We start from the raw sequence: 20,103 nt of genomic DNA, 5'->3' as shown, positions 1-20,103 counted from the left end.
TTCACCCGGTCCGGGGTGGTCACCACACCGGACCGGGTTTTGTGCTGCCTCGGGGCGGCCCGGCCGGGCCGCCCCACCGGCTCACTTCGCGTAGTCACCGATCAGGGCCGCGCCCGTGGTGTGCTCGCCGCGCTCGGTGATCTCACCGGCGACCCAGGCGTCCAGGCCGCGGTCGGCGAGCGTGGTGAGCGCCGCGTCCGCCGACTCCTCGGGGACGACCGCGATCATGCCGACGCCCATGTTCAGCGTCTTCTCCAGCTCCAGGCGCTCGACCTGCCCGGCCTTGCCGACCACGTCGAAGATCGCGCCGGGCGTCCACGTCCCACGGTCCACGACCGCGTGCAGGCCGTCCGGGACGACCCGGGCGAGGTTCGCCGCGAGGCCGCCGCCCGTGATGTGGCTGAAGGCGTGGACGTCCGTGGTGCGGGTGAGCGCCAGGCAGTCCAGGGAGTAGATCTTGGTGGGCTCCAGGAGCTCCTCGCCGAGCGTGCGGCCGAACTCCTCGACCTGGCGGTCCAGGGTCCATCCCGCGCGGTCGAAGACCACGTGCCGGACGAGCGAGTACCCGTTCGAGTGAAGGCCGGACGCCGCCATGGCGATGACCGCGTCACCCTTGCGGATGCGGTCCGCGCCGAGCAGGCGGTCCGCCTCGACCGCGCCGGTGCCGGCGCCCGCGACGTCGAAGTCGTCCGGGCCGAGCAGGCCCGGGTGCTCCGCCGTCTCGCCGCCGACCAGCGAACAGCCCGCGAGGACGCAGCCCTCGGCGATGCCCTTGACGATGGCGGCGACACGCTCGGGGTGGACCTTGCCGACGCAGATGTAGTCGGTCATGAAGAGCGGCTCGGCACCGCAGACGACGATGTCGTCCATGACCATCGCGACGAGGTCGTGGCCGATCGTGTCGTACACGCCCATCTGGCGGGCGATGTCGACCTTGGTCCCGACGCCGTCGGTGGCGGAGGCCAGGAGGGGGCGCTCGAAGCGCTTGAGGGCGGAGGCGTCGAAGAGCCCGGCGAAGCCGCCGAGGCCGCCGAGGCCCGCGACCTCGGGCCGCTGGGTCTTCTTGACCCACTCCTTCATCAGCTCGACGGCGCGGTCGCCCGCCTCGATGTCGACGCCCGCGCTTGCGTAGCTGGCACCAGTGGTCTCAGACATGACGGTGAGAACTTTCGTGTCGTACTGCGTGGGGACTTACGGGCGGCGGATCGCGTCGGCGGCGGCAGTGCTCGCCGGGCCCGCGGCCAGTTCCGTCTCCAGGAGCTGCTTGCCGAGCAGTTCGGGATCGGGCAGGTCCATCGGGTACTCGCCGTCGAAGCAGGCGCGGCAGAGGTTCGGCTTGTCGATGGTCGTGGCCTCGATCATGCCGTCGATGGAGATGTACGAGAGGGAGTCGGCACCCATGGAGGTGGCGATCTCGTCGATCGTCATGCCGTTGGCGATCAGCTCGGCGCGGGTCGCGAAGTCGATGCCGAAGAAGCAGGGCCACTTCACGGGCGGAGAGGAGATGCGGATGTGGATCTCGGCGGCGCCGGCCTCGCGGAGCATCTTGACCAGGGCGCGCTGGGTGTTGCCGCGGACGATCGAGTCGTCGACGACCACGAGGCGCTTGCCCTTGATGACTTCCTTGAGGGGGTTCAGCTTGAGGCGGATGCCGAGCTGGCGGATCGTCTGCGAGGGCTGGATGAAGGTCCGGCCGACGTAGGCGTTCTTGACCAGGCCCGCGCCGAACGGGATGCCGGAGGCCTCCGCGTAACCGATCGCGGCGGGGGTGCCGGATTCGGGGGTCGCTATGACCAGGTCGGCCTCGACGGGGGATTCCGCGGCGAGTTTGCGGCCCATCTCGACGCGCGAGAGGTAGACGTTCCGGCCGGCGATGTCCGTGTCGGGACGCGCCAGGTAGACGTACTCGAAGACGCAGCCCTTGGGCTTCGCTTCCGCGAATCGGGAGGTGCGCAGACCGTTCTCATCGATCGCGACGAACTCGCCGGGCTCGATCTCGCGGACGAAGCTGGCGCCGCAGATGTCGAGCGCGGCGGACTCCGACGCGACGACCCAGCCGCGCTCCAGGCGGCCGAGGACCAGCGGGCGGATGCCCTGCGGGTCGCGGGCCGCGTACAGCGTGTGCTCGTTCATGAAGACGAGGGAGAAGGCGCCCTGCACGTCCGGGAGGACCTTGGCGGCGGCTTCCTCGATCGTCAGCGGCTTGCCGTCGTCGTCCACCTGGCCCGCGAGGAGAGCCGTCACCAGGTCGGTGTCGTTGGTCGCGGCGACCTGGGTCGCACGGCCGTTCTCCTTGGGAAGTGCGGCCACCAGCTCGGCGAGCTGGGCCGTGTTGACGAGGTTGCCGTTGTGCCCGAGCGCGATGGAGCCGTGCGCGGTGGCACGGAACGTCGGCTGGGCGTTCTCCCATACGGAGGCCCCGGTGGTCGAGTAGCGGGCGTGACCGACCGCGATATGACCCTGGAGCGAACTGAGAGACGTTTCGTCGAAGACCTGGGAGACGAGCCCCATGTCCTTGAAGACAAGGATCTGGGAGCCGTTGCTGACCGCGATTCCCGCGGACTCCTGGCCTCGATGCTGGAGGGCGTACAGCCCGAAGTAAGTGAGCTTGGCGACCTCTTCACCCGGAGCCCAGACACCGAAGACGCCGCAAGCGTCCTGGGGGCCTTTCTCGCCGGGGAGCAGATCGTGATTGAGTCGACCGTCACCACGTGGCACATCATCGAGTGTAGGCGAGATCGACCACTGGTCCGAATTGGGGATACGACCCCTGCACGGACCGTAATCACGAGCGGCGGGGTCACTTCTCGCCGGGCCGGTCCTCGTCGGACCGGTCCTTGTCGGGCTTCGCCGCGTTCCCGGCGCTCGCGTCGACGACCGTGCCGTCGGCCGCGGTGAGTTTCAGGGTGTCCTGGCTCACCTCGTAGCGCGCCGTGCCGTCGAAGATCTTCAGCAGCTCGCGCTCGGTCCGCATCGCTTCGCCGGGGCACATCTTGCGCGTGGTGCGCGGGGCGCCGAAGGTGATGCGGCCGTCCTTGGCCTCGGCGGTGGCGGAGACGTCGTTGCAGCCGAGGTTGCCGCGGACCTTGCCGTCCTTGCCGAAGGTGAGGTGGACCTTGTCGGCCAACTCCTCGGGCAGGGACGCGGACGTGCGGTCGTCGCCGACGCCGCGCACGGTCCACGTGGTGCCGGTCAGCGGGGCGTCGGGCTCGTCGGCGCGCGAGGTGAGGTCCACGTGGTCTCCCTTGGCGGAGGTGAGGGTCATCCGGTCGCCGTCGACCTCCGCCGTCAGCTTCTGCTTGCCCAGGGTGTCCGCGAGGCTCTTCTCGAACGCCATGCGGTCACCGTCCGTGCAGGCCATGTCGGTCATCCGCGTCTCGGAGAAGGCCAGCTGGTCGCCGTCGATCCTCACGTCGGCGCCGACGTGGTTGCAGCCGAAGCTGCCGCCGGCCCGCCCGTCCTCGCCGATCTCTAGGTGGGCGCCGTCCGGCGCCTCGTACTTCTTGCCGCCGACGGTCACGCTGTCGACGTTCCACCGGATGCCGGTGATGGCCGGGGCGCTCCCCGCGGACCGGTCGGCGGCGCCGCCGTCGGAGCCGGCCCCGGTCTCGGTGCCGCATGCGGTGAGCAGCAGCCCGGCGGAGGCCAGCGCGGTCAGGGTCAGGGTCAGACGCTGCGTGTGCATGCCGATGTGACGGGACAAGTGGGGGAGTCGGTTCCATCCGGCTCACGCGGCGGTCCCTGCCCGGTTCCCGCTCCCAGCGCGGGCCCCGTGGCCGGCGGCTCCGGCCTAACCCATGATGGGCAGCAGTTCCGAGAGGTCCGCCCGTTCGCCGCTCGCGCTGACCTTCGCCGCGTCGAGCGCCGTCTTCCAGTCGGTGCGGCCCGTGGCGAGCCTGATCCAGGTCAGCGGGTCGGTCTCGACGACGTTCGGCGGCGTGCCGCGGGTGTGCCGGGGTCCCTGCACGCACTGCACCACCGCGTACGGCGGGACGCGGACCTCGGTCGAGGCGCCGGGGGCCTTCACCGCGAGGGCGTCGGCGAGCAGCCGGGCGCAGGCGGCGAGGGCCTGGCGGTCGTGGGGGACGTCGAGGCCGGGCACGGCGTCGTTGAGGTCGTCCGTGTGGACGGTCAGTTCCACCGTGCGGGTCACCAGGAAGTCGCCGAGGGTCATGACGCCGACGCGGGAGGGCACGAGGCGCGCGTCCGGGGCCGCGGCCAGGGACTCCTCGATGCCGGCGAGGGTGCGCGCGAACAGTGCGCCGAGGCCTTCGCCGGTGCCCGCCGCCTCCGCGATGGCGCGGGTGTCCTCGTCGACCTGGGCGGCCTTGCCCACCGTGGCGAAGGGCCAGTCCATGAGGGCCACTTCGTGCCGTTCCGGTTCCGGCATGCCGAGGTAGCGGTGGACGGTGCCGAGCACCAGGGCGATGTGCGCGGCGAGTTCGTGGACGGTCCATTCGCCGAGGCGGGTCGGCCGGGCGAGCTGGTCGGGGGTGAGGGCGCCCACCGCGTCCCGTACGGCGCCGGACTGGGCGAGCACGGCTTTGCGGATCTTGGCGGAGTCGTACGTACGCGTGCGCTTCTTGGCCGGTGGCATGGTGCCGACCCTAAGCGCTCGCCGGGTAGCCCTGAAGTCCCTTTTCGACCAGGTCGAAGGCGCGCTCGGCGAGTGCCGCGCAGTCGGCGGCCATGGCGTCGGCGCGGTCGCCCGCGAGCAGCCTGCGGTGGTTCTCGACGACCACCGCGTCACGGGCGGAGACGAGCTGGTGGGCGGCGATGCCCGCGGTCAGCCGGTCGCCGGTCTCCTCGGCGAGCACGTCGGTGAGGAGGGCGATGCCGCGCATCTGGAAGAGCATGACGCGGCGGGCCAGCGCGGGCGTATCGCTGATGAGCCGGAGCAGTTGCACCACGCCCACGTCGTCGCTGAGGCCGATGGAGGGGTCGCGCCCGTCGACCTTGGCCAGGAACTGCCTGCGGAGCGCGGCGACCGCGGACTCGCCCGGCTCGCGGTCGCGCACCGCGTCGGCGGCGTCGGCGACGTGCGCCTCCAGCGGGGCGAGGAGCACGTCCTCCTTGGTGCCGAAGTAGTTGAAGACCGTCATCTTCGAGACGTCGGCGGCGGCGGCGATCTCCGCGACGGAGACCTTGTCGAAGCCGCGCTCCACGAAGAGGTCGAGCGCGGTCCGCCAGATCCGGTGCGCGGTCTGCCGCTTCTTGCGCTCGCGCAGCCCCAGGGATTCCTCAGCCATGGCGGCAACTTACCAGGATGAATATTTGACCCGGTAACAATCTTTACCCGGTGGTTTCCGCCGCCGCCGTGAACTCCTCGCCGTTCGCCGGCACCCCGATCCCGCGCCAGCTGAACGGCACTCCTCGCGCGGTGTCCAGGTCGGGGCCGTCCATGAGCTGGAAGTGCACGTGCGGCTCGGTGGAGTTGCCCGAGTTGCCGCAGCCGCCGAGCCGCTGCCCTGCGACGACGCGGTCCCCCGCCCTGACGGCCAGCGAGCCCCGCTGGACATGGGCGTACATGGCGTACGCGCCCTCTCCGAGGTCGAGGACGACGTGGTTGCCCACGATGCGGCGGGTGCCGCCGATGCTGCGGCCGACACCCTCGACCAGCCAGAAGTACAGGACCCCGAGGAGGGAGCTGCGGCTGAGGTGGTCGCGCTGGCCGTCCTCGGCGTGCACGACGGTGGCGTCGGCCACCGCGAGCAGCGGCGCCCCGAAGGCGGGGTAGGCCGCGCCGGGCCGGGCGACGGGCCAGAACCAGACGGGGGCGGGGCGTGCGCCTTCCTCCGGCTCGGCGGTGATGTCGATCGCGTACGTCTGCCCGAGGCCGTGCGTGCCGTGGCTCGGCACCTTGTCCGCCGGGCTGTTGAGGGCGGACCAGCGGCCGGTGACCGGGGCCTCGACCTCGATGGGGGCCGGGGGCTCCGCCTCGGTCCGCCGCCGGGCCGAGCGGGAGAGCAGCAGGCCGACGGCGATCGCGCCGAGCGCGGGCAGCCAGCCCAGCCAGTAGTCGTACGGCAGGTCCACGAAGAACCCGGCGGTCACCTGGGCGAAGAAGATCAGCCACAGCAGGCGCTGGGCCAGGGCGGCGAGCTTGCGCTGACGTATGGACACGGCACTTCCCCCTCGTACGGGTGAACGATCGCCGAACACCCCTGGTGCTGCTGGTCGGAGGCCAACACTGGCCGTCGCCCGGAGAGGAGTGCGACATCGTGGTCCGCATCACGCCGGACACGGCGGCCGGCGGCCGGCGGCCACCTCGACGCTACCCCCGGCAGGACGCACGCCTGCCGCACACCTGACGCACGCCTGACGCACGACGGAGCCCCCGCCCGGATCAGGTCCGCACGGGGGCTCGCGGCAGGGGCCGTCAGGCGAAGAGACCCGGCAGGGTCGCCTCGTGGGCCTCGCGCAGCTCGCTGAGCGGCAGCGTGAACTCGCCCTGGACGTCCACGGCGTCACCGTCGACGACACCGATGCGGGTCACGGGCAGGCCCCGCGCCCCGCACATGTCGGTGAACCGCAGTTCCTCGCTGCGCGGCACGGAGACGACCGCGCGCCCCGCCGACTCCGAGAAGAGGAACGTGAACGCGTCCAGGCCGTCCGGCACGACGAGCCGGGCGCCGCGACCGCCGCGCAGGCAGGACTCGGCGACCGCTTGCACGAGACCGCCGTCGGACAGGTCGTGCGCGGCGTCGATCATGCCGTCGCGCGAGGCGGAGATCAGGATCTCGCCGAGCAGCCTCTCGCGGGCCAGGTCGACCTCGGGCGGCAGCCCGCCGAGGTGGCCGTGGATCACCTGCGACCAGGCGGAGCCGCCGAACTCCTCGCGGGTCTCGCCGAGGAGGTAGAGGAGCTGGCCCTCCTCCTTGAACGCCATCGGCGTGCGGCGGGCCACGTCGTCGATCACGCCGAGCACGGCGACGACCGGCGTCGGGTGGATGGCCGCCTCGCCCGTCTGGTTGTACAGCGAGACGTTGCCGCCGGTCACCGGGGTGCCCAGCTCCAGGCAGCCGTCCGCGAGGCCGCGGATGGCCTCGGCGAACTGCCACATGACGTCCGGGTCCTCGGGCGAGCCGAAGTTGAGGCAGTCCGAGACGGCGAGGGGCTTCGCGCCGGAGGCCGCCACGTTGCGGTAGGACTCCGCGAGGGCGAGCTGCGCGCCCTTGTACGGGTCGAGCTTGGCGAAGCGGCCGTTGCCGTCGGTGGCGATGGCGACGCCGAGGCCCGTCTCCTCGTTGATCCGGATCATCCCGGAGTCCTCGGGCTGGGCGAGGACCGTGTTGCCCTGCACGAAGCGGTCGTACTGGTCGGTGACCCAGGACTTGGCCGCCTGGTTCGGGGCGGCGACCAGCTTGAGGACCTGCTCGCGCAGCTCGTCCGCGTTCGCCGGGCGGGCCAGCTTGTTCGCGTCGTCGGCCTGGAGGGCGTCCTGCCAGGACGGGCGCGCGTAGGGGCGCTCGTAGACCGGGCCGTCGTGCGCGACCGTGCGCGGGTCGACGTCGACGATCTTCTCGCCGTGCCAGAAGATCTCCAGGCGGTCGCCGTCGGTCACCTCGCCGACGACGGTGGCGATGACGTCCCACTTGTCGCAGATCTCCAGGAACCGGGCGACCTTGTCGGGCTCGACGACCGCGCACATGCGCTCCTGCGACTCACTCATGAGGATCTCCTCGGGAGTGAGCGTGGAGTCGCGCAGCGGCACGTCGTCCAGCTCGACCCGCATGCCGCCGGAGCCGTTGGACGCCAGCTCGGAGGTCGCGCAGGAGAGTCCGGCCGCGCCCAGGTCCTGGATGCCGACGACGAGCTTCTCGGCGAAGGCCTCCAGGGTGCACTCGATGAGGAGCTTCTCCTGGAAGGGGTCGCCGACCTGCACGGCCGGGCGCTTGCTCGGCTTGCTGTCGTCGAAGGTCTCGGAGGCCAGGATCGAGGCGCCGCCGATGCCGTCGCCGCCGGTGCGGGCGCCGTACAGGATGACCTTGTTGCCGGGGCCCGAGGCCTTCGCGAGGTGGATGTCCTCGTGCCGCATCACGCCGATGGCACCGGCGTTGACCAGCGGGTTGCCCTGGTAGCAGGCGTCGAAGACCAGCTCGCCGCCGATGTTGGGCAGGCCCAGGCAGTTGCCGTATCCGCCGATGCCCGCGACGACGCCGGGGAGCACGCGCTTGGTGTCGGGGTGCTGGGCGTCGCCCATCCGCAGCGGGTCCACGACCGCGACCGGGCGGGCGCCCATCGCGATGATGTCGCGCACGATGCCGCCCACGCCCGTGGCCGCGCCCTGGTAGGGCTCCACGTACGAGGGGTGGTTGTGCGACTCGACCTTGAAGGTGACCGCGTAGCCCTGGCCGACGTCGACCACGCCGGCGTTCTCCCCGATGCCGACGAGCATGGCGTCGTTGGCGGGGGCCTTCTCGCCGAACTGGCGCAGGTGGACCTTGCTGCTCTTGTACGAGCAGTGCTCGGACCACATCACCGAGTACATGGCGAGCTCGGCGCCGGTGGGACGGCGGCCCAGGATCTCCCTGACGCGCTCGTACTCGTCTTCCTTCAGGCCCAGTTCGGCCCAGGGCAGCTTGACGTCGGGCGTCTCGGCCGCGTGCTTGACGGTGTCCAGAGTCATGCGTTGACCAGCTTCTTCAGGATCGAGGTGAAGAATCCGAGGCCGTCGGTGCGGCCGGTCCCGACCAGCGGCTCCACCGCGTGCTCGGGGTGCGGCATCAGACCGACGACGTTGCCCGCCTCGTTCGTGATGCCGGCGATGTCGCGGAGCGAGCCGTTGGGGTTGCCCTCCAGGTACCGGAAGGCGACGCGGCCCTCGGCCTCCAGCATGTCCAGGGTCCGCTCGTCGGCGGTGTACTGCCCGTCGATGTTCTTGAGCGGGACGCGGATCTCCTGTCCTGCCGTGTAGTCGGCGGTCCAGGCGGTCTCCGCGTTCTCCACGCGCAGCGTCTGCTCGCGGCAGATGAAGTGCAGGTGGTTGTTGCGCAGCATCGCGCCCGGCAGGAGGTGGGTCTCGGTGAGCACCTGGAAGCCGTTGCAGATGCCGAGCACCGGCATTCCGGCCTTCGCCTGCTCGATGACGGACTCCATCACCGGCGAGAAACGCGAGATGGCGCCGGCCCGCAGATAGTCGCCGTAGGAGAACCCGCCGGGCAGGACCACGGCGTCGACCTGCTTGAGGTCCTTGTCCTTGTGCCAGAGCGGCACGGCCTCGGCGCCCGCCACGCGGACGGCGCGCTGGGTGTCGCGGTCGTCGAGCGTTCCGGGGAAAGTGACGACTCCAATTCGAGCGGTCACTTCTCGTCCTCCACCTTTACGACGAAGTCCTCGATCACGGTGTTGGCGAGGAAGGTTTCCGCCATCTCGTGGATACGGGCGAGGGCGGCCTCGTCGACCGGTCCCTCCACCTCCAGTTCGAAGCGCTTTCCCTGACGTACGTCGGAGATGCCCTCGAAACCGAGGCGCGGCAGTGCACGCTGCACCGCCTGGCCCTGGGGGTCGAGGATCTCCGGCTTGAGCATGACGTCGACTACGACGCGTGCCACTGGCACTCCCGGTGTGTGGTGCTGGCGTGTGCTGCTCGCCTGGTGCTGAAGCAGGTTCCTTCAGACTACCGGCACAAAATTTCTACTCGCGTAGACTCGTAGAAACCTACGTGATGACGGTCACGTTCACCTGCTCAAACAGGTTTCGAACGGGACACCTTCACGGAGAATCCAGGAAAAGATCACGGTTCGGCATTACGGCCGGACACGCGGAGCTATTCGGACGGACTTCACAATGCATTGCCAGGCACTGTACAAAGGAAATGGCAATAGCCGATACTCGCTCCAAAACAGCCGGACAGTCGGTGTCACCGCACGTCAACGCGGTGCTGCCGCACGAAGGGACCGATATTCGTGGCGCAGCGTGTCGTAGTCACTCTCTTTGACGACATGGACGGCGGGGAAGCGGCGGAAACGGTCGCCTTCGGTCTTGACGGGAACTCGTACGAGATCGACCTCAGCCAAACGAATGCCAAGAAACTGCGCACGGCACTTGCCCCGTACCTGGAGGTGGCGCGCAAGCAGTCGAAGTCCGGGAAGGCGTTCCGGCACACGGCGGTCTCCCCCGACCCCTCCGCGGTCAGGGCCTGGGCCCGCTCGCGGCAGATGGACCTGCCGCCGCGCGGCCGCATCCCGAAGAAGGTCTACGAGGCGTTCGAGGCGTTCGAGGCGGCCGACTGACGGCCTCGTCGCGGAGCCGGAGGCCCCGGGCCCCCGACGGTCCCCGAGCCCCTCGCGGCAACCGACTTGCGCAGCACCCCCGCTGGTCAGCTAGAGTCTGGAGCACGCCGAGGGGCAAGGCCGAAAAGCCGGGTCCCAAGGAGTCTGTGCGGGTGTAGTTCAGTAGTAGAACATCCCCCTTCCAGGGGGAAGGCGCAGTGTGCAATTCCTGTCACCCGCTCCGCATCGCCTACGGACCAGTCAGCTGGTTGCGGTAAGCTGATGCACGCGCCGATCAGTGAGAGCTGGTCGGAGGCAATGCGAACGTAGCTCAGTTGGTAGAGCGCAACCTTGCCAAGGTTGAGGTCGCGAGTTCGAACCTCGTCGTTCGCTCCAGAGAAGAAGGCCCCGGTCGATGCGACCGGGGCCTTCTCCGTGTCCGGCCCCCCATCGCCCCGTTCGTCCGCTTCTGACATTTGTCATAAGGGCAGGTGACAGCGCGCACTGCCGCCGCCGCCCCTCCTGGGGGAGGCTCGGACCATGACTGACCAAGTGATCGACGTGACCGACCTCCGGCGCGTGTACGGGGGCGGTTTCGAGGCGGTGCGGGGGATCTCCTTCGAGGTGGGCCGCGGCGAGCTGTTCGCGCTGCTCGGCACCAACGGCGCGGGCAAGACGTCCACCGTCGAACTCCTCGAAGGCCTCGCCGCGCCCGCCGCCGGGCGCGTACGGGTGCTCGGGCACGACCCGTACACCGAGCGGGCCGCGGTGCGTCCCCGCATCGGCGTCATGCTGCAAGAGGGCGGCTTCCCCGCCGAGTTGACGGTCACGGAGACCGTGCGGATGTGGGCCGGGTGCACCAGCGGGGCCAGGCCCGTCGCGGAGGCCCTCGACGTCGTCGGCCTCACCAAGCGGGCCGGCGTGCGCGTGAAGCAGCTCTCCGGCGGCGAGAAGCGGCGGCTCGACCTGGCCATGGCGCTCATCGGGCGGCCCGAGGTGCTCTTCCTCGACGAACCCACCACGGGACTCGACGCCGAGGGGCGCCGCGAGACCTGGGAGCTGGTCCAGGAACTGCGGGACGGCGGCACGACCGTGCTGCTCACCACGCACTATCTGGAGGAGGCCGAGGAGCTGGCCGACCGCCTCGCGATCCTGCACGAGGGCCGCATCGCCGCCGAGGGCAGCGTCGCCGACGTGGTCGCCGCGCAGCCCTCGCACGTCTCCTTCGAGCTGCCCGAGGGGTACTTCGTCGGCGATCTGCCGCCGCTCGCCGGAATCGGTGTGACGGGCCACGAGACCGTGGGGCGCCTGGTGCGGCTGCGGACGAACGAACTCCAGCGGACGGCCACCGAACTGCTCGTGTGGGCCAGGGACGCGCGGATCACCCTCGGTTCGCTCGACGTGCGGGCCGCCTCGCTGGAGGAGGCCTTCCTGCGCATAGCGCGGGAGGCCGGGACCGCCGACGACGCCTCCGGGCGGCCGGGACGGAAGGAGATGGCGGCATGAGCACCCTGACGACGACTCCCGCGGGGCGCATGACGTCCCTGGCCCGCGCCGAGATGACGCTGCTCGCCCGGAGCAAGGGGACGCTGTTCGCGGCGCTGTTCGTGCCGATGGTCCTGCCGTTCAGCGTCGCCTCGGCGGTGGACGAGGCCGACCTGAAGGAGGCCGGGCTCTCCGTCGGCACCATGCTGCTGCCCTCCGCGGTCGGCTTCTCGCTGATCTTCGCCGTCTACGGCTCGCTGATCGGCGTCTTCGTCGCCCGGCGCGAGGAGCTCGTGCTCAAGCGGCTGCGCACCGGCGAGCTGCGGGACCACGAGATCCTGCTCGGCGCCTCGCTGCCGGCCGTCGCCATCGGGCTCGCGCAGACCCTGGTGATCTCCGTGGGCTGCGTGGCATTCCTGGACGCGGGGACGCCCGGCGCGCTCCACTACGCCGTCCTCGGGGTGCTCCTCGGCATCGTGATGTTCGGCGCGCTCGCCGCCGTCACGGCCAGCTTCAGCAGGACCTCCGAGACCGCGCAGGTCATGAGCATGCCGCTGATCTTCCTGTCGATGCTCGGCTCCGGGCTCGTCATACCGTTCGAGGTCATGCCCGACGGCCTCGCCTCGGTCTGCGAACGCCTGCCGCTCTCCCCGGTCATCCAGCTCGTGCGCGGCGGCTGGACCGGCGGCCTCTCGACGGGGGAGGCCTTCGACGCGGCCGTCACCGCGGTGGTCTGGACACTCCTCTCGGTGTCCGCTGTGCGACGGTGGTTCCGCTGGGAGCCGAGGCACTGAGAGGGGCGGTCAGGGTGGTGGGCCGGATACGGGACTGGCAGCGGGGCTGGCACGCGCGGAGCAAGATCGAGAAGGTCGAGTTCCAGAGCGTCGCCATGTGGCACGCCATGCCGTGGATCTTCTATCTGAGCTGGTGCTCGCTGCCGCTCGGCCTGAGCCTGCGCGCCGAACCGGCGGCGCGGTTCACCGGCTGGGCGCTGATCCTGGTGGGGGCCGCGCAGTGCGCGCACGCCAACCGCTCGCTGCGGCGGTCGCTCGACCACTTCCTGCAGCGGCGGGAGCTGCCGCGCGGCGACCTCGTGGTGGCCGCCGCCCTGATGGGCGCCGCCTACGCGCTGACGGTCGTCCTGGAGGCCCTGGACGGGGTCGAGGACGGCCTGATCGGCCTCACCGTCATGTACCTGATGGTGCCGTACAGCCAGGCCCTGGCCTTCGCCGTCCCGGTCCGCACCTTCCTGGCCCGTCTCGCTGTCCTCGCCGCCGTGCTCGTGGCCGCGTTCGCCGCCGCCGGGGCACGGGACGGACGGCTGGTCGCCGTCGCCGTGCTCATCGCCGTCGGCGGTCTGCTGACCCTGCTGACCGCGCGCTGCGGGGCCTGGACGCTCTCCGTGATGTGGGAGGCCGACCACGCCCGGGAGGTCGAGGCGCGGCTCGCGGTCGCCGAGGAGCGGCTGCGCTTCGGGCGTGACCTGCACGACGTGATGGGCCGCAACCTCGCCGTCATCGCCCTCAAGAGCGAACTCGCCGTACAGCTCGCGCGCCGCGGACGCCCCGAAGCCGTGGAGCAGATGGCCGAGGTGCAGCGCATCGCGCGGGAGTCGCAGCGCGAGGTGCGCGAGGTCGTCCGCGGCTACCGCGAGGTCGACCTCGGCGTCGAGCTGATCGGCGCCCGGGGGGTGCTCGAAGCCGCCGGGATCACCTGCCGGGCGACCGGGTCCGCGACGGGCCTCCCGGCCCCCGTGCAGTCCGCGCTCGGCTGGGTCGTGCGCGAGGCGGCCACCAACGTGCTGCGGCACGGCGACGCCAAGCGGTGCGACATCACCTTGGCGGTGACTCCGGAACATACGACGCTGACCGTGGAGAACGACGGTGCGCCCGCCGGAGCGGAGCCGGGCCCCGCGCCCACCGGGGGCTCCGGGCTCGCCGGGCTGCGGGAGCGGCTCGCCGAGGTGGGCGGAACGCTGGACTCCGCCTGCGAGGCAGGGCGGTTCCGCCTCACCGCCCGGGTGCCGTCGGCGCCCGCCGGGGCCGAGGGCCGGAGCCCGGACCCGAGCCGGAGCCCGGACCCGTCCCCGAACCCGTCCCTGGACCCCGGCCCGGACCGGGATCAGAGCTCGGGCCCGGCCCCGGACCCGAGCCCGAGTCCGAGCCCTGGTCAGCGACCGAGTCCGAGCCCCATCGAGGAACAGGAAGAAGTCCTGCTGTGAGTCTGCGTGTGCTGCTCGCCGATGACGAGCACCTCATCCGAGGCGCGCTCGCCGCGCTGCTCGCCCTGGAGGACGACCTCGTCGTCGTCGCCGAGGCGGCGACCGGGCCCGAGGCGCTCGCCATGGCGCTCGCCCACCGGCCCGACGTGGCCGTGCTCGACCTCCAGATGCCGGGCGCCGACGGTGTGAGTGTGGCCACATCCCTGCGGGACGAACTGCCGGGGTGCCGCGTCATGATCGTGACGAGCCACGGCAGGCCGGGGCATCTCAAGCGGGCCCTCGCCATGGGGGTGCGCGCCTTCGTGCCGAAGACCGTGAGCGCCCAGCGGCTCGCCGAGCTCATCCGCTCCGTGCACGCGGGAAACCGCTACGTGGACCCGGAATTGGCCGCCGACGCGATCTCCGCCGGGGACTCCCCGCTGACCGAGCGCGAGGCCGAGGTGCTAGAACTCGCCGCCGACGGCGCCCCCGTCGCGGAGATCGCCGAACGCGCCTCGCTCTCCCAGGGCACCGTCCGCAACTACCTCTCCTCCGCGGCCATCAAGATCGGGGCGGAGAACCGTCATGCGGCGGTGCGTCTCGCACGCGAGCGCGGTTGGGTATAGTTGTTCTCGCGCCACGGCGCAACGCGGACGTAGCTCAGTTGGTAGAGCGCAACCTTGCCAAGGTTGAGGTCGCCAGTTCGAACCTGGTCGTCCGCTCAGAGATAGGAAGAAGGCCCCGCTCCTCGGAGCGGGGCCTTCTTCGTGTTCCGGCCCGGGTGGACCCGCCGGGCCGGGAAGACCGACGGGTCCGGCGGGTCCGGCAGGTCCGGCAGGGCTGGCAGGTCCACCCGGCTCGGCGGGCTGGCGGGTCCACCCGGCTCGGCGGGCCCAGCAGGTCCGGCTACCAGGTGGTGCCGGTCAGCCGCTCGTACGCCTCGATGTACTTGGCGCGTGTGGCGTCCACCACGTCCTGCGGCAGCGCGGGCGGCGGCTGCTCGCTCCCGCGGTCCCAGCCGGAGGCCGGCGAGGTCAGCCAGTCGCGGACGAACTGCTTGTCGTAGCTGGGCTGGGCGTGGCCCGGCTCCCACTGGCCGGCGGGCCAGAAGCGCGACGAGTCCGGCGTCAGGACCTCGTCGCCGAGGATCAGGGCCTCGCCGTCGAAGCCGAACTCGAACTTCGTGTCGGCGAGGATCAGACCGCGCTCACGGGCGGTGTCCCGCGCCCTGCTGTAGACGGCGAGGGTCGTCTGGCGCAGCTTGGCCGCCGTGTCGGCGCCGACCTGGCGGGCGACCTCCTCATAGCTCACGTTCTCATCGTGCTCGCCGACGGCGGCCTTCGCGGCGGGCGTGAAGATCGGGGCGGGCAGCTCGGAGCCGTCGGTGAGGCCCTCGGGCAGCGCGAGGCCGCAGACCGTGCGGGAGGCGTTGTACTCCACGAGCCCCGACCCGGTGAGGTAACCGCGGGCCACGCACTCGACCGGGATCATCTGGAGGGACTTGCAGACCAGGGTGCGGCCCGCCCAGTCGGCGGGGGCGCCTTCGGGCAGGTCCGTGGAGACGACGTGGTTGGGGACCAGGTCGGCGAGCTGGTCGAACCACCACAGGGAGAGCTGGGTGAGCACCCGGCCCTTGTCGGGGATCTCCGTGGGGAGCACCCAGTCGTAGGCGGAGAGCCGGTCGCTGGCGACCATGACGAGGTCGCCCGCCTCGTTCTGGTACAGCTCGCGCACCTTGCCGGTGTGGAGGTGCACCAGACCCGGCACATCGAGAGGCTCGGGCTTTTCTACGAATCCGGACACGGTTCCTCCCGGTGGTTCTGGCCAAGTGCTGTCGATTCTCCCGTATCGGGGGCGTGCTCTCGGCCAGGGGGCGGGCGGGAATGTGCGCGGCGGTCAGTCCCGCTTGCAGATGCGGTCGAGGAGATTGGCCGTGGCGCGCTGCACGCGCGTGTCCACATGGCCCGGACGGTCGAGCGCGGGGGACCAGGCGAAGGTGCCGGAGGCGAAGACCAGGGCGCCCGAGGGGGCGCGGTAGAGCGAGGTCTCCTGGTGGCGCTTGGCGCCCTCGGTGTCCGTGTACGGGGAGTGGGCGAGCAGGATGCGGCCCTGGTGCTCGGGGAGCGGCGTCCGCGGGAAGTAGCGGTCGGCCTCGCCCGCGACGAGGCCGTCCAGCTCGTCGCCCTCGTGCGCCCCCGTCGCCTCCCAGAGCCAGTGGTCGGCGTTGCGCACGACCAGGGGGTGCGGCTCGGGGACCCGGCCCGCGTACTGGATGCCGATCAGCTGCTGCTCGGCGGTCTTGTCGCCGTCGCGCTCGCGCCAGAGGGCAGGGCGGCCGGGGCCGCGGCGCTTGCGGCAGGTCAGCAGGCGGTCGGGGACGCCGGACGGGGAGGGGGCCAGCTCCACCTGCCAGTACATGGTGTTGGCGGAGAGGAAGACCAGGGAGGTGCCGCCGTCGCGGGCCAGCTCGGCGGTGCGGCGCATGGCGGGTGACCAGTACTCGTCGTGGCCGGGGAAGACCAGGCCGCGGTAGCGCCCGGGGTCGATGCGGCCCGCGTGCAGGTCGCGGGCGTCCGCGTACGCGAGGTCGTATCCGTACCGCTCGGCCCAGCGGATGAAGTCGTAGGCGTGGCCCACGTGGAGCGGCAGGCCGGCCCCGGCGAACGGCCGGTCGAAGGAGACCGTGACGGCGGCCTCGCCCTCGCCGAGGAGACGTCCCTGCTCGTCCCAGGCGTGGTAGAGACTCGCGCCCGTGCGGCCGTCCTCGGGATAGAGGTTGTACGCCTGCCAGGTGACGTCCGGCAGGAGCAGCAGGAGGTCGGCGGGGTGGTCGTCGCGGACCGTGAAGGGGACGTGCGAGCGGTACCCGTCGGCGGTGGTCAGCACCGCCACATACGCCCCGACGTTCCAGTAGCTCGGGATCTGCAGCCGCCAGGAGAGCCACCAGTGGTGGCAGGAGACGGTGCGGTCCGCGGTGAGGGGGGCGGGCTGGACGATGCCGGACAGGCGGGGACTCGTGGTGATCTTCGACGCGCCGTCGCCGCCGTAGTGCCCGATGCGGTAGATGTCGACGCTGAACTGCTGGGGCGGGTCGACCGTGACGTGGAAGTCGATGGCCTCGCCGGGAGCGGCGGCTCCGGTGGAGGTGAAGCCCTTGATCTGGCGGCGCACGTCGTCGGCGTTCAGCGGGCCTCCGGTGCGGGCCGCCGGGATGTCGGCCCCCGGGGGCGAGGCGTGCTCGACGTACCAGGGCACGACCTGGCCCGTGTCGTCGAAGTAGTGCTCGGAGCCGCGGAGCCAGGGCAGTGGGCCCTGTCCGAAGGGGTCCGACACGGCGTGCGCGAGCGCCCCCGATTCCCAGCGGCGGATCGGCTCCTGCCCCATGTGCCCTTCCCTCCCTCGCTCCCCCGAGCCGGCGTATCCGGTCTGTACGTACGACCGGGGCCACGCCCAGCACATCACATTACGCACGCAGGCCGTCACCGTTCGTCGTGAATTGACGAGATCGGAACGTTGTCTTCCGGATATCTGTGCTCCGGCGCCTTGGGCGCGTGTGGCTCGGGTGGGTGCGGCTCGGGCAGGTGCGGCTCGGGTAGGTGCGGCTCGGGTAGGTGCGGCTCGGGTGGGTGCGTGTGGCCTGGGCGCTCGGTCCACGTGGCTCGGGAGCGCTTGGAGTGCGGCTGCTCCGGGGCGGGCGGCTGGGGCGTGCGGCTCGGGGCGGCTGCGGCTGCGGCTGCGGCTCGGCGCGGGTGCCCGGGGACGGGCGGCTGGGCGGCTGGGCGGCTGCGGCTCGCTCAGGCCAGGCGGACCGGCTTCTCCGGGCGGACGCCGAGGCGGGTGAGCCAGTCGCGCAGCGGTGCGGGGTCGCCCCGCTCCACGAGGCTCCGCACGCTCGGCGCGAGGTCGGCCGCGCGCTCGCCGCCGATCAGTAGGGCGGGGCCGTCGAGCCAGTCGAGGCCGGGGGCGGCTCCCGCGGTGTCCACGGCGGCGCAGCAGACCATCGCGGTCACGTGGTCGGCGAGGAGCTCGCGTCCGGTGCGGGGCGGCTGGAGCGGGAAGAGGGGCAGTGCCCCGTCCACCCAGAGCGCCTCGTCAGGTCCCTGCCCGGCGGGGGCCGGGCGAGGCGGGGCCGTGGCCTCCTCACGGGCCAGCTCGGCCGTGAGCGAGGCGGCGAGCATGCCGCGGGGGCCCTCATCGGGGGCGTCGTCGGAGGTGTCGTCGGAGGTGTCGTCAGGGGCGACATCGGGGGCGTCGTCAGGGGCGATGCTCGCCGCGGAGGCTTCGAGGCGGGCCGGGTCGGCCGTCGCGACGGCGTCGGGCCCGCCCGTGGCGTCGGGCGCAGTGAGGTGGGCGAGGACGCGGCCGAGGGTCGGCCCCTCCGGTCCGGCGGCGGCCGGGTCCGCGAGGTGGTCGACGCCGAGGGAGTCGAGGACGCGGTGCAGCCGCGCCGCGTCCGTACGCCACTTGCGGTCCACGACCTCGTCCGGATACTCCTGCCACGCCACCGGGGCCCAGTCCGGGCCCGGCTCGGCCGGACCGCCGTGGAAGAGGCGCGCGGCGAGGAGCGAGGCGGCCTCGTCCACCATGCCGGGCTCCTCCAGCAGGTCACAGGCGGGGCGCTCGCCCAGGCGCGAGGCGAAGCCCTCCGCGAGGCGGTCCCTGCGGGAGAGCTCGGTCAGCGCGGCGACCACGCCCGCGTCGAGCCGGGACGGCCAGCGGCCCATCCGCCAGGCGGGCAGCGCGACCCGGGTGAGCAGCCGGTCCCACCCCGCGTACGCGAGGCCGACCTGCTCCTGGGCGACGATCCGCACGCCGTAGTCCACGGCCTGGGCGCGCTCGGCGGCGGCCGCGGCGACGCCGCGCTCCATCTCGGCGGCGTGCACCCGGCAGTTGCGCAGCAGCAGCCGGGCCACCCAGCCGACACCCGCGAGCAGTGGGCGGAGCAGGGGGGCGCGGCCGGGGGCCGAGGCGTCGGCCACCGCGGCGTCGAGCCCGCGCACGAAGCGCCGGGCGGCGGCTATGTCGGGGTGCGCGGAGGGGCCCGTACCCGCCACGACGGGGGCGAGGACCGCGCGCAGCTCGCCGACCCGCATCCACCACAGGAACGGGGAGCCGATGACGAGCACGGGCGCGGTGAAGGACGGGCGGTGCGTGGCGCGGGCGTCCTCGGCGGGGGCCGCGTCGGCGGGCGTGCCGTGCGCGGGGTGGGTGCGGTCCTCCAGCCAGCTGTCGCAGTCGGGGGTGAGCGCTATCGCCGAGGGCGCAGGCACGTCGAGCCGGTCGGCGAGGTCACGGACCAGGCGGTACAGATCGGGGGCGGACTCCTCGGGCACCGGCACCGTGGGGCTCAGGGCGGGCCTCGCCCTGGCCACGACCAGGGCGACGGCTCCCGCGGCGAGCAGGACGAGCAGGGCGAGGACCGCGACGGCCCAGCGCGCGACGTCCCAGCCCGGGCCCTCCATATGGCCCATGACACCACCGGCGACGAGCACGACGGCGACGGCCGCGGGCAGCAGGGCGACGGCCAGCGCCCTGCTGCGCAGCCGCAGCACGGCGAGAGCCCGTGAACGCGCGGCCTGCGCGCCCACCTCCACACCCGGACCTGACACGACCGATGGCACCCCCTGCTGCCTACTGCTCGGCCACCGGCCGGGGCCGGTGGCACACGTCAATGGCGTTGGCGTTGCTCATTCCCCCACTGTTGCACCCGCCGCCGACACCGCAATGCCGGTGGTCTGTTTGGCTCTGGGCGCCCGGAAGGCTTCCGCCGCACCCTAGTTGGGGTGCCGGACGTCGTCAGCCGGATAGGGCAGCGGTCACTCGATGGAATGGCTTTGGCTAAAGGTGGCCGTCGAGCAAGCACCGGGCGAGCGCCGAACGGGCACCGCGCGAGCCCGAACGGGCGTCACGCGAACCCGAGGCGGACAGGAGACAGGCCCTGGATCCGAGGCTGGATCCAGGGCCTGAACTTGGCCGAAAGGCGTGTACGGCGAGTGCCGCCCCCGCGGGCGAGTGCCGACCCGGCGAATGGGCGCGGCTCCAGCGGGCGGGCGCGGCTCCGGCGGGCGGGCGCGGCTCCGGCGGGCGGGCGGGTGCCGTTCCCTCACGGCGGCGGGTTCCGTGCTGCCGCTGCGGCGGGCGGGCGCGGCTCCGACGGGCGGGTGCCGTTCCCTCACAGCGGCGGGTTCCGTACTGCCGCTGCGG

General features: G+C 72.1%; 17 protein-coding genes and 3 tRNA genes. 8 read left to right on the top strand and 12 right to left on the bottom strand.

From position 1 onward, the window contains the following. Positions 1–81 precede the first annotated feature (81 nt). The 9 genes from purM to purS all read right to left on the bottom strand — a co-directional run bounded on the left by purM (position 82) and on the right by purS (position 9,554). Positions 82–1,155 (bottom strand): phosphoribosylformylglycinamidine cyclo-ligase, encoded by a 1,074-nt coding sequence (purM, locus tag DCW30_RS11880; protein ID WP_062780715.1) that lies wholly within the window; start codon positions 1,153–1,155, stop codon positions 82–84. 36 nt (positions 1,156–1,191) lie between these two features. After that, positions 1,192–2,718 (bottom strand): amidophosphoribosyltransferase, encoded by a 1,527-nt coding sequence (purF, locus tag DCW30_RS11875; RefSeq protein WP_076685433.1) that lies wholly within the window; start codon positions 2,716–2,718, stop codon positions 1,192–1,194. A gap of 82 nt (positions 2,719–2,800) precedes the next feature. Continuing rightward, positions 2,801–3,685: an META domain-containing protein gene (locus DCW30_RS11870; RefSeq protein ID WP_237283411.1), complete on the bottom strand. Its 885-nt coding sequence runs from the start codon at positions 3,683–3,685 to the stop codon at positions 2,801–2,803. Positions 3,686–3,790: 105 nt separating this feature from the next. Further along, positions 3,791–4,597 (bottom strand): maleylpyruvate isomerase family mycothiol-dependent enzyme, encoded by an 807-nt coding sequence (locus DCW30_RS11865; protein WP_076685432.1) that lies wholly within the window; start codon positions 4,595–4,597, stop codon positions 3,791–3,793. Between the two features lie 10 nt (positions 4,598–4,607). After that, a complete protein-coding gene (locus DCW30_RS11860) occupies positions 4,608–5,249 on the bottom strand; it encodes a TetR/AcrR family transcriptional regulator (protein ID WP_062780719.1) in 642 nt (213 codons plus the stop codon). A gap of 43 nt (positions 5,250–5,292) precedes the next feature. Continuing rightward, positions 5,293–6,117, bottom strand: a complete 825-nt coding sequence (locus DCW30_RS11855) for a M23 family metallopeptidase (RefSeq protein ID WP_079250387.1) — start codon at positions 6,115–6,117, stop codon at positions 5,293–5,295. 262 nt (positions 6,118–6,379) lie between these two features. Beyond that, the gene (gene purL, locus DCW30_RS11850) at positions 6,380–8,629 is read right to left on the bottom strand and encodes a phosphoribosylformylglycinamidine synthase subunit PurL (protein WP_062780721.1); all 2,250 of its coding nucleotides are present in this window, start codon (positions 8,627–8,629) and stop codon (positions 6,380–6,382) included. Further along, positions 8,626–9,306: a phosphoribosylformylglycinamidine synthase subunit PurQ gene (purQ, locus tag DCW30_RS11845; protein WP_062780722.1), complete on the bottom strand. Its 681-nt coding sequence runs from the start codon at positions 9,304–9,306 to the stop codon at positions 8,626–8,628. Before purQ ends, purL begins: the two co-directional genes overlap by 4 nt. Next, entirely contained in the window at positions 9,303–9,554 is a 252-nt protein-coding gene (gene purS / locus DCW30_RS11840; RefSeq protein ID WP_062780723.1) for a phosphoribosylformylglycinamidine synthase subunit PurS, read from the bottom strand. Before purS ends, purQ begins: the two co-directional genes overlap by 4 nt. A 354-nt stretch (positions 9,555–9,908) precedes the next feature. Here purS and DCW30_RS11835 point away from each other — a divergent pair, with 354 nt between their 5' ends. From DCW30_RS11835 to DCW30_RS11800, 8 genes are all read left to right on the top strand, one after another. Continuing rightward, the gene (locus tag DCW30_RS11835; protein WP_062780724.1) at positions 9,909–10,235 is read left to right on the top strand and encodes a histone-like nucleoid-structuring protein Lsr2; all 327 of its coding nucleotides are present in this window, start codon (positions 9,909–9,911) and stop codon (positions 10,233–10,235) included. A 148-nt stretch (positions 10,236–10,383) separates the two neighbouring features. Next, positions 10,384–10,455: transfer RNA gene (locus DCW30_RS11830), tRNA-Gly, on the top strand. A gap of 79 nt (positions 10,456–10,534) precedes the next feature. Beyond that, positions 10,535–10,610, top strand: a tRNA-Gly gene (locus DCW30_RS11825). Positions 10,611–10,754: 144 nt separating this feature from the next. Continuing rightward, entirely contained in the window at positions 10,755–11,720 is a 966-nt protein-coding gene (locus DCW30_RS11820; protein ID WP_062780725.1) for an ABC transporter ATP-binding protein, read from the top strand. Then, complete coding sequence (locus DCW30_RS11815; protein WP_076685430.1) at positions 11,717–12,493, top strand: ABC transporter permease; 777 nt, start codon at positions 11,717–11,719, stop codon at positions 12,491–12,493. The genes DCW30_RS11820 and DCW30_RS11815 overlap by 4 nt, the downstream gene beginning before the upstream one ends. 17 nt (positions 12,494–12,510) lie before the next feature. Next, positions 12,511–13,920 (top strand): sensor histidine kinase, encoded by a 1,410-nt coding sequence (locus tag DCW30_RS11810; protein WP_079250386.1) that lies wholly within the window; start codon positions 12,511–12,513, stop codon positions 13,918–13,920. Beyond that, positions 13,917–14,525: a response regulator transcription factor gene (locus DCW30_RS11805; protein WP_076685428.1), complete on the top strand. Its 609-nt coding sequence runs from the start codon at positions 13,917–13,919 to the stop codon at positions 14,523–14,525. The genes DCW30_RS11810 and DCW30_RS11805 overlap by 4 nt, the downstream gene beginning before the upstream one ends. A 23-nt stretch (positions 14,526–14,548) precedes the next feature. Next, positions 14,549–14,621, top strand: a tRNA-Gly gene (locus tag DCW30_RS11800). Between the two features lie 184 nt (positions 14,622–14,805). Here the strand turns inward: DCW30_RS11800 and DCW30_RS11790 are convergent. The 3 genes from DCW30_RS11790 to DCW30_RS11780 form a co-directional block, all read right to left on the bottom strand. Then, entirely contained in the window at positions 14,806–15,702 is an 897-nt protein-coding gene (locus DCW30_RS11790) for a phosphoribosylaminoimidazolesuccinocarboxamide synthase (protein ID WP_076685427.1), read from the bottom strand. A 93-nt stretch (positions 15,703–15,795) separates the two neighbouring features. Further along, complete coding sequence (locus DCW30_RS11785; protein ID WP_062780729.1) at positions 15,796–17,283, bottom strand: N,N-dimethylformamidase beta subunit family domain-containing protein; 1,488 nt, start codon at positions 17,281–17,283, stop codon at positions 15,796–15,798. 410 nt (positions 17,284–17,693) lie between these two features. Beyond that, positions 17,694–19,508, bottom strand: a complete 1,815-nt coding sequence (locus DCW30_RS11780) for a hypothetical protein (protein WP_076685426.1) — start codon at positions 19,506–19,508, stop codon at positions 17,694–17,696. Positions 19,509–20,103: the final 595 nt, after the last annotated feature.

Source organism: Streptomyces alfalfae (assembly GCF_004127445.1).
In the GTDB taxonomy this organism is placed as follows: domain Bacteria; phylum Actinomycetota; class Actinomycetes; order Streptomycetales; family Streptomycetaceae; genus Streptomyces; species Streptomyces alfalfae.
This window is presented reverse-complemented; position numbering and strand designations above follow the sequence as displayed.

Bases quoted from the DNA above. Each gene is read 5' to 3' on its own strand.
- purM (WP_062780715.1), bottom strand. From the start codon at position 1,155: ATGTCTGAGACCACTGGTGCCAGCTACGCAAGCGCGGGCGTCGACATC.
- DCW30_RS11870 (WP_237283411.1), bottom strand. From the start codon at position 3,685: ATGCACACGCAGCGTCTGACCCTGACCCTGACCGCGCTGGCCTCCGCC.
- DCW30_RS11865 (WP_076685432.1), bottom strand. From the start codon at position 4,597: ATGCCACCGGCCAAGAAGCGCACGCGTACGTACGACTCCGCCAAGATC.
- DCW30_RS11860 (WP_062780719.1), bottom strand. From the start codon at position 5,249: ATGGCTGAGGAATCCCTGGGGCTGCGCGAGCGCAAGAAGCGGCAGACC.
- purL (WP_062780721.1), bottom strand. From the start codon at position 8,629: ATGACTCTGGACACCGTCAAGCACGCGGCCGAGACGCCCGACGTCAAG.
- DCW30_RS11820 (WP_062780725.1), top strand. From the start codon at position 10,755: ATGACTGACCAAGTGATCGACGTGACCGACCTCCGGCGCGTGTACGGG.
- DCW30_RS11815 (WP_076685430.1), top strand. From the start codon at position 11,717: ATGAGCACCCTGACGACGACTCCCGCGGGGCGCATGACGTCCCTGGCC.
- DCW30_RS11785 (WP_062780729.1), bottom strand. From the start codon at position 17,283: ATGGGGCAGGAGCCGATCCGCCGCTGGGAATCGGGGGCGCTCGCGCAC.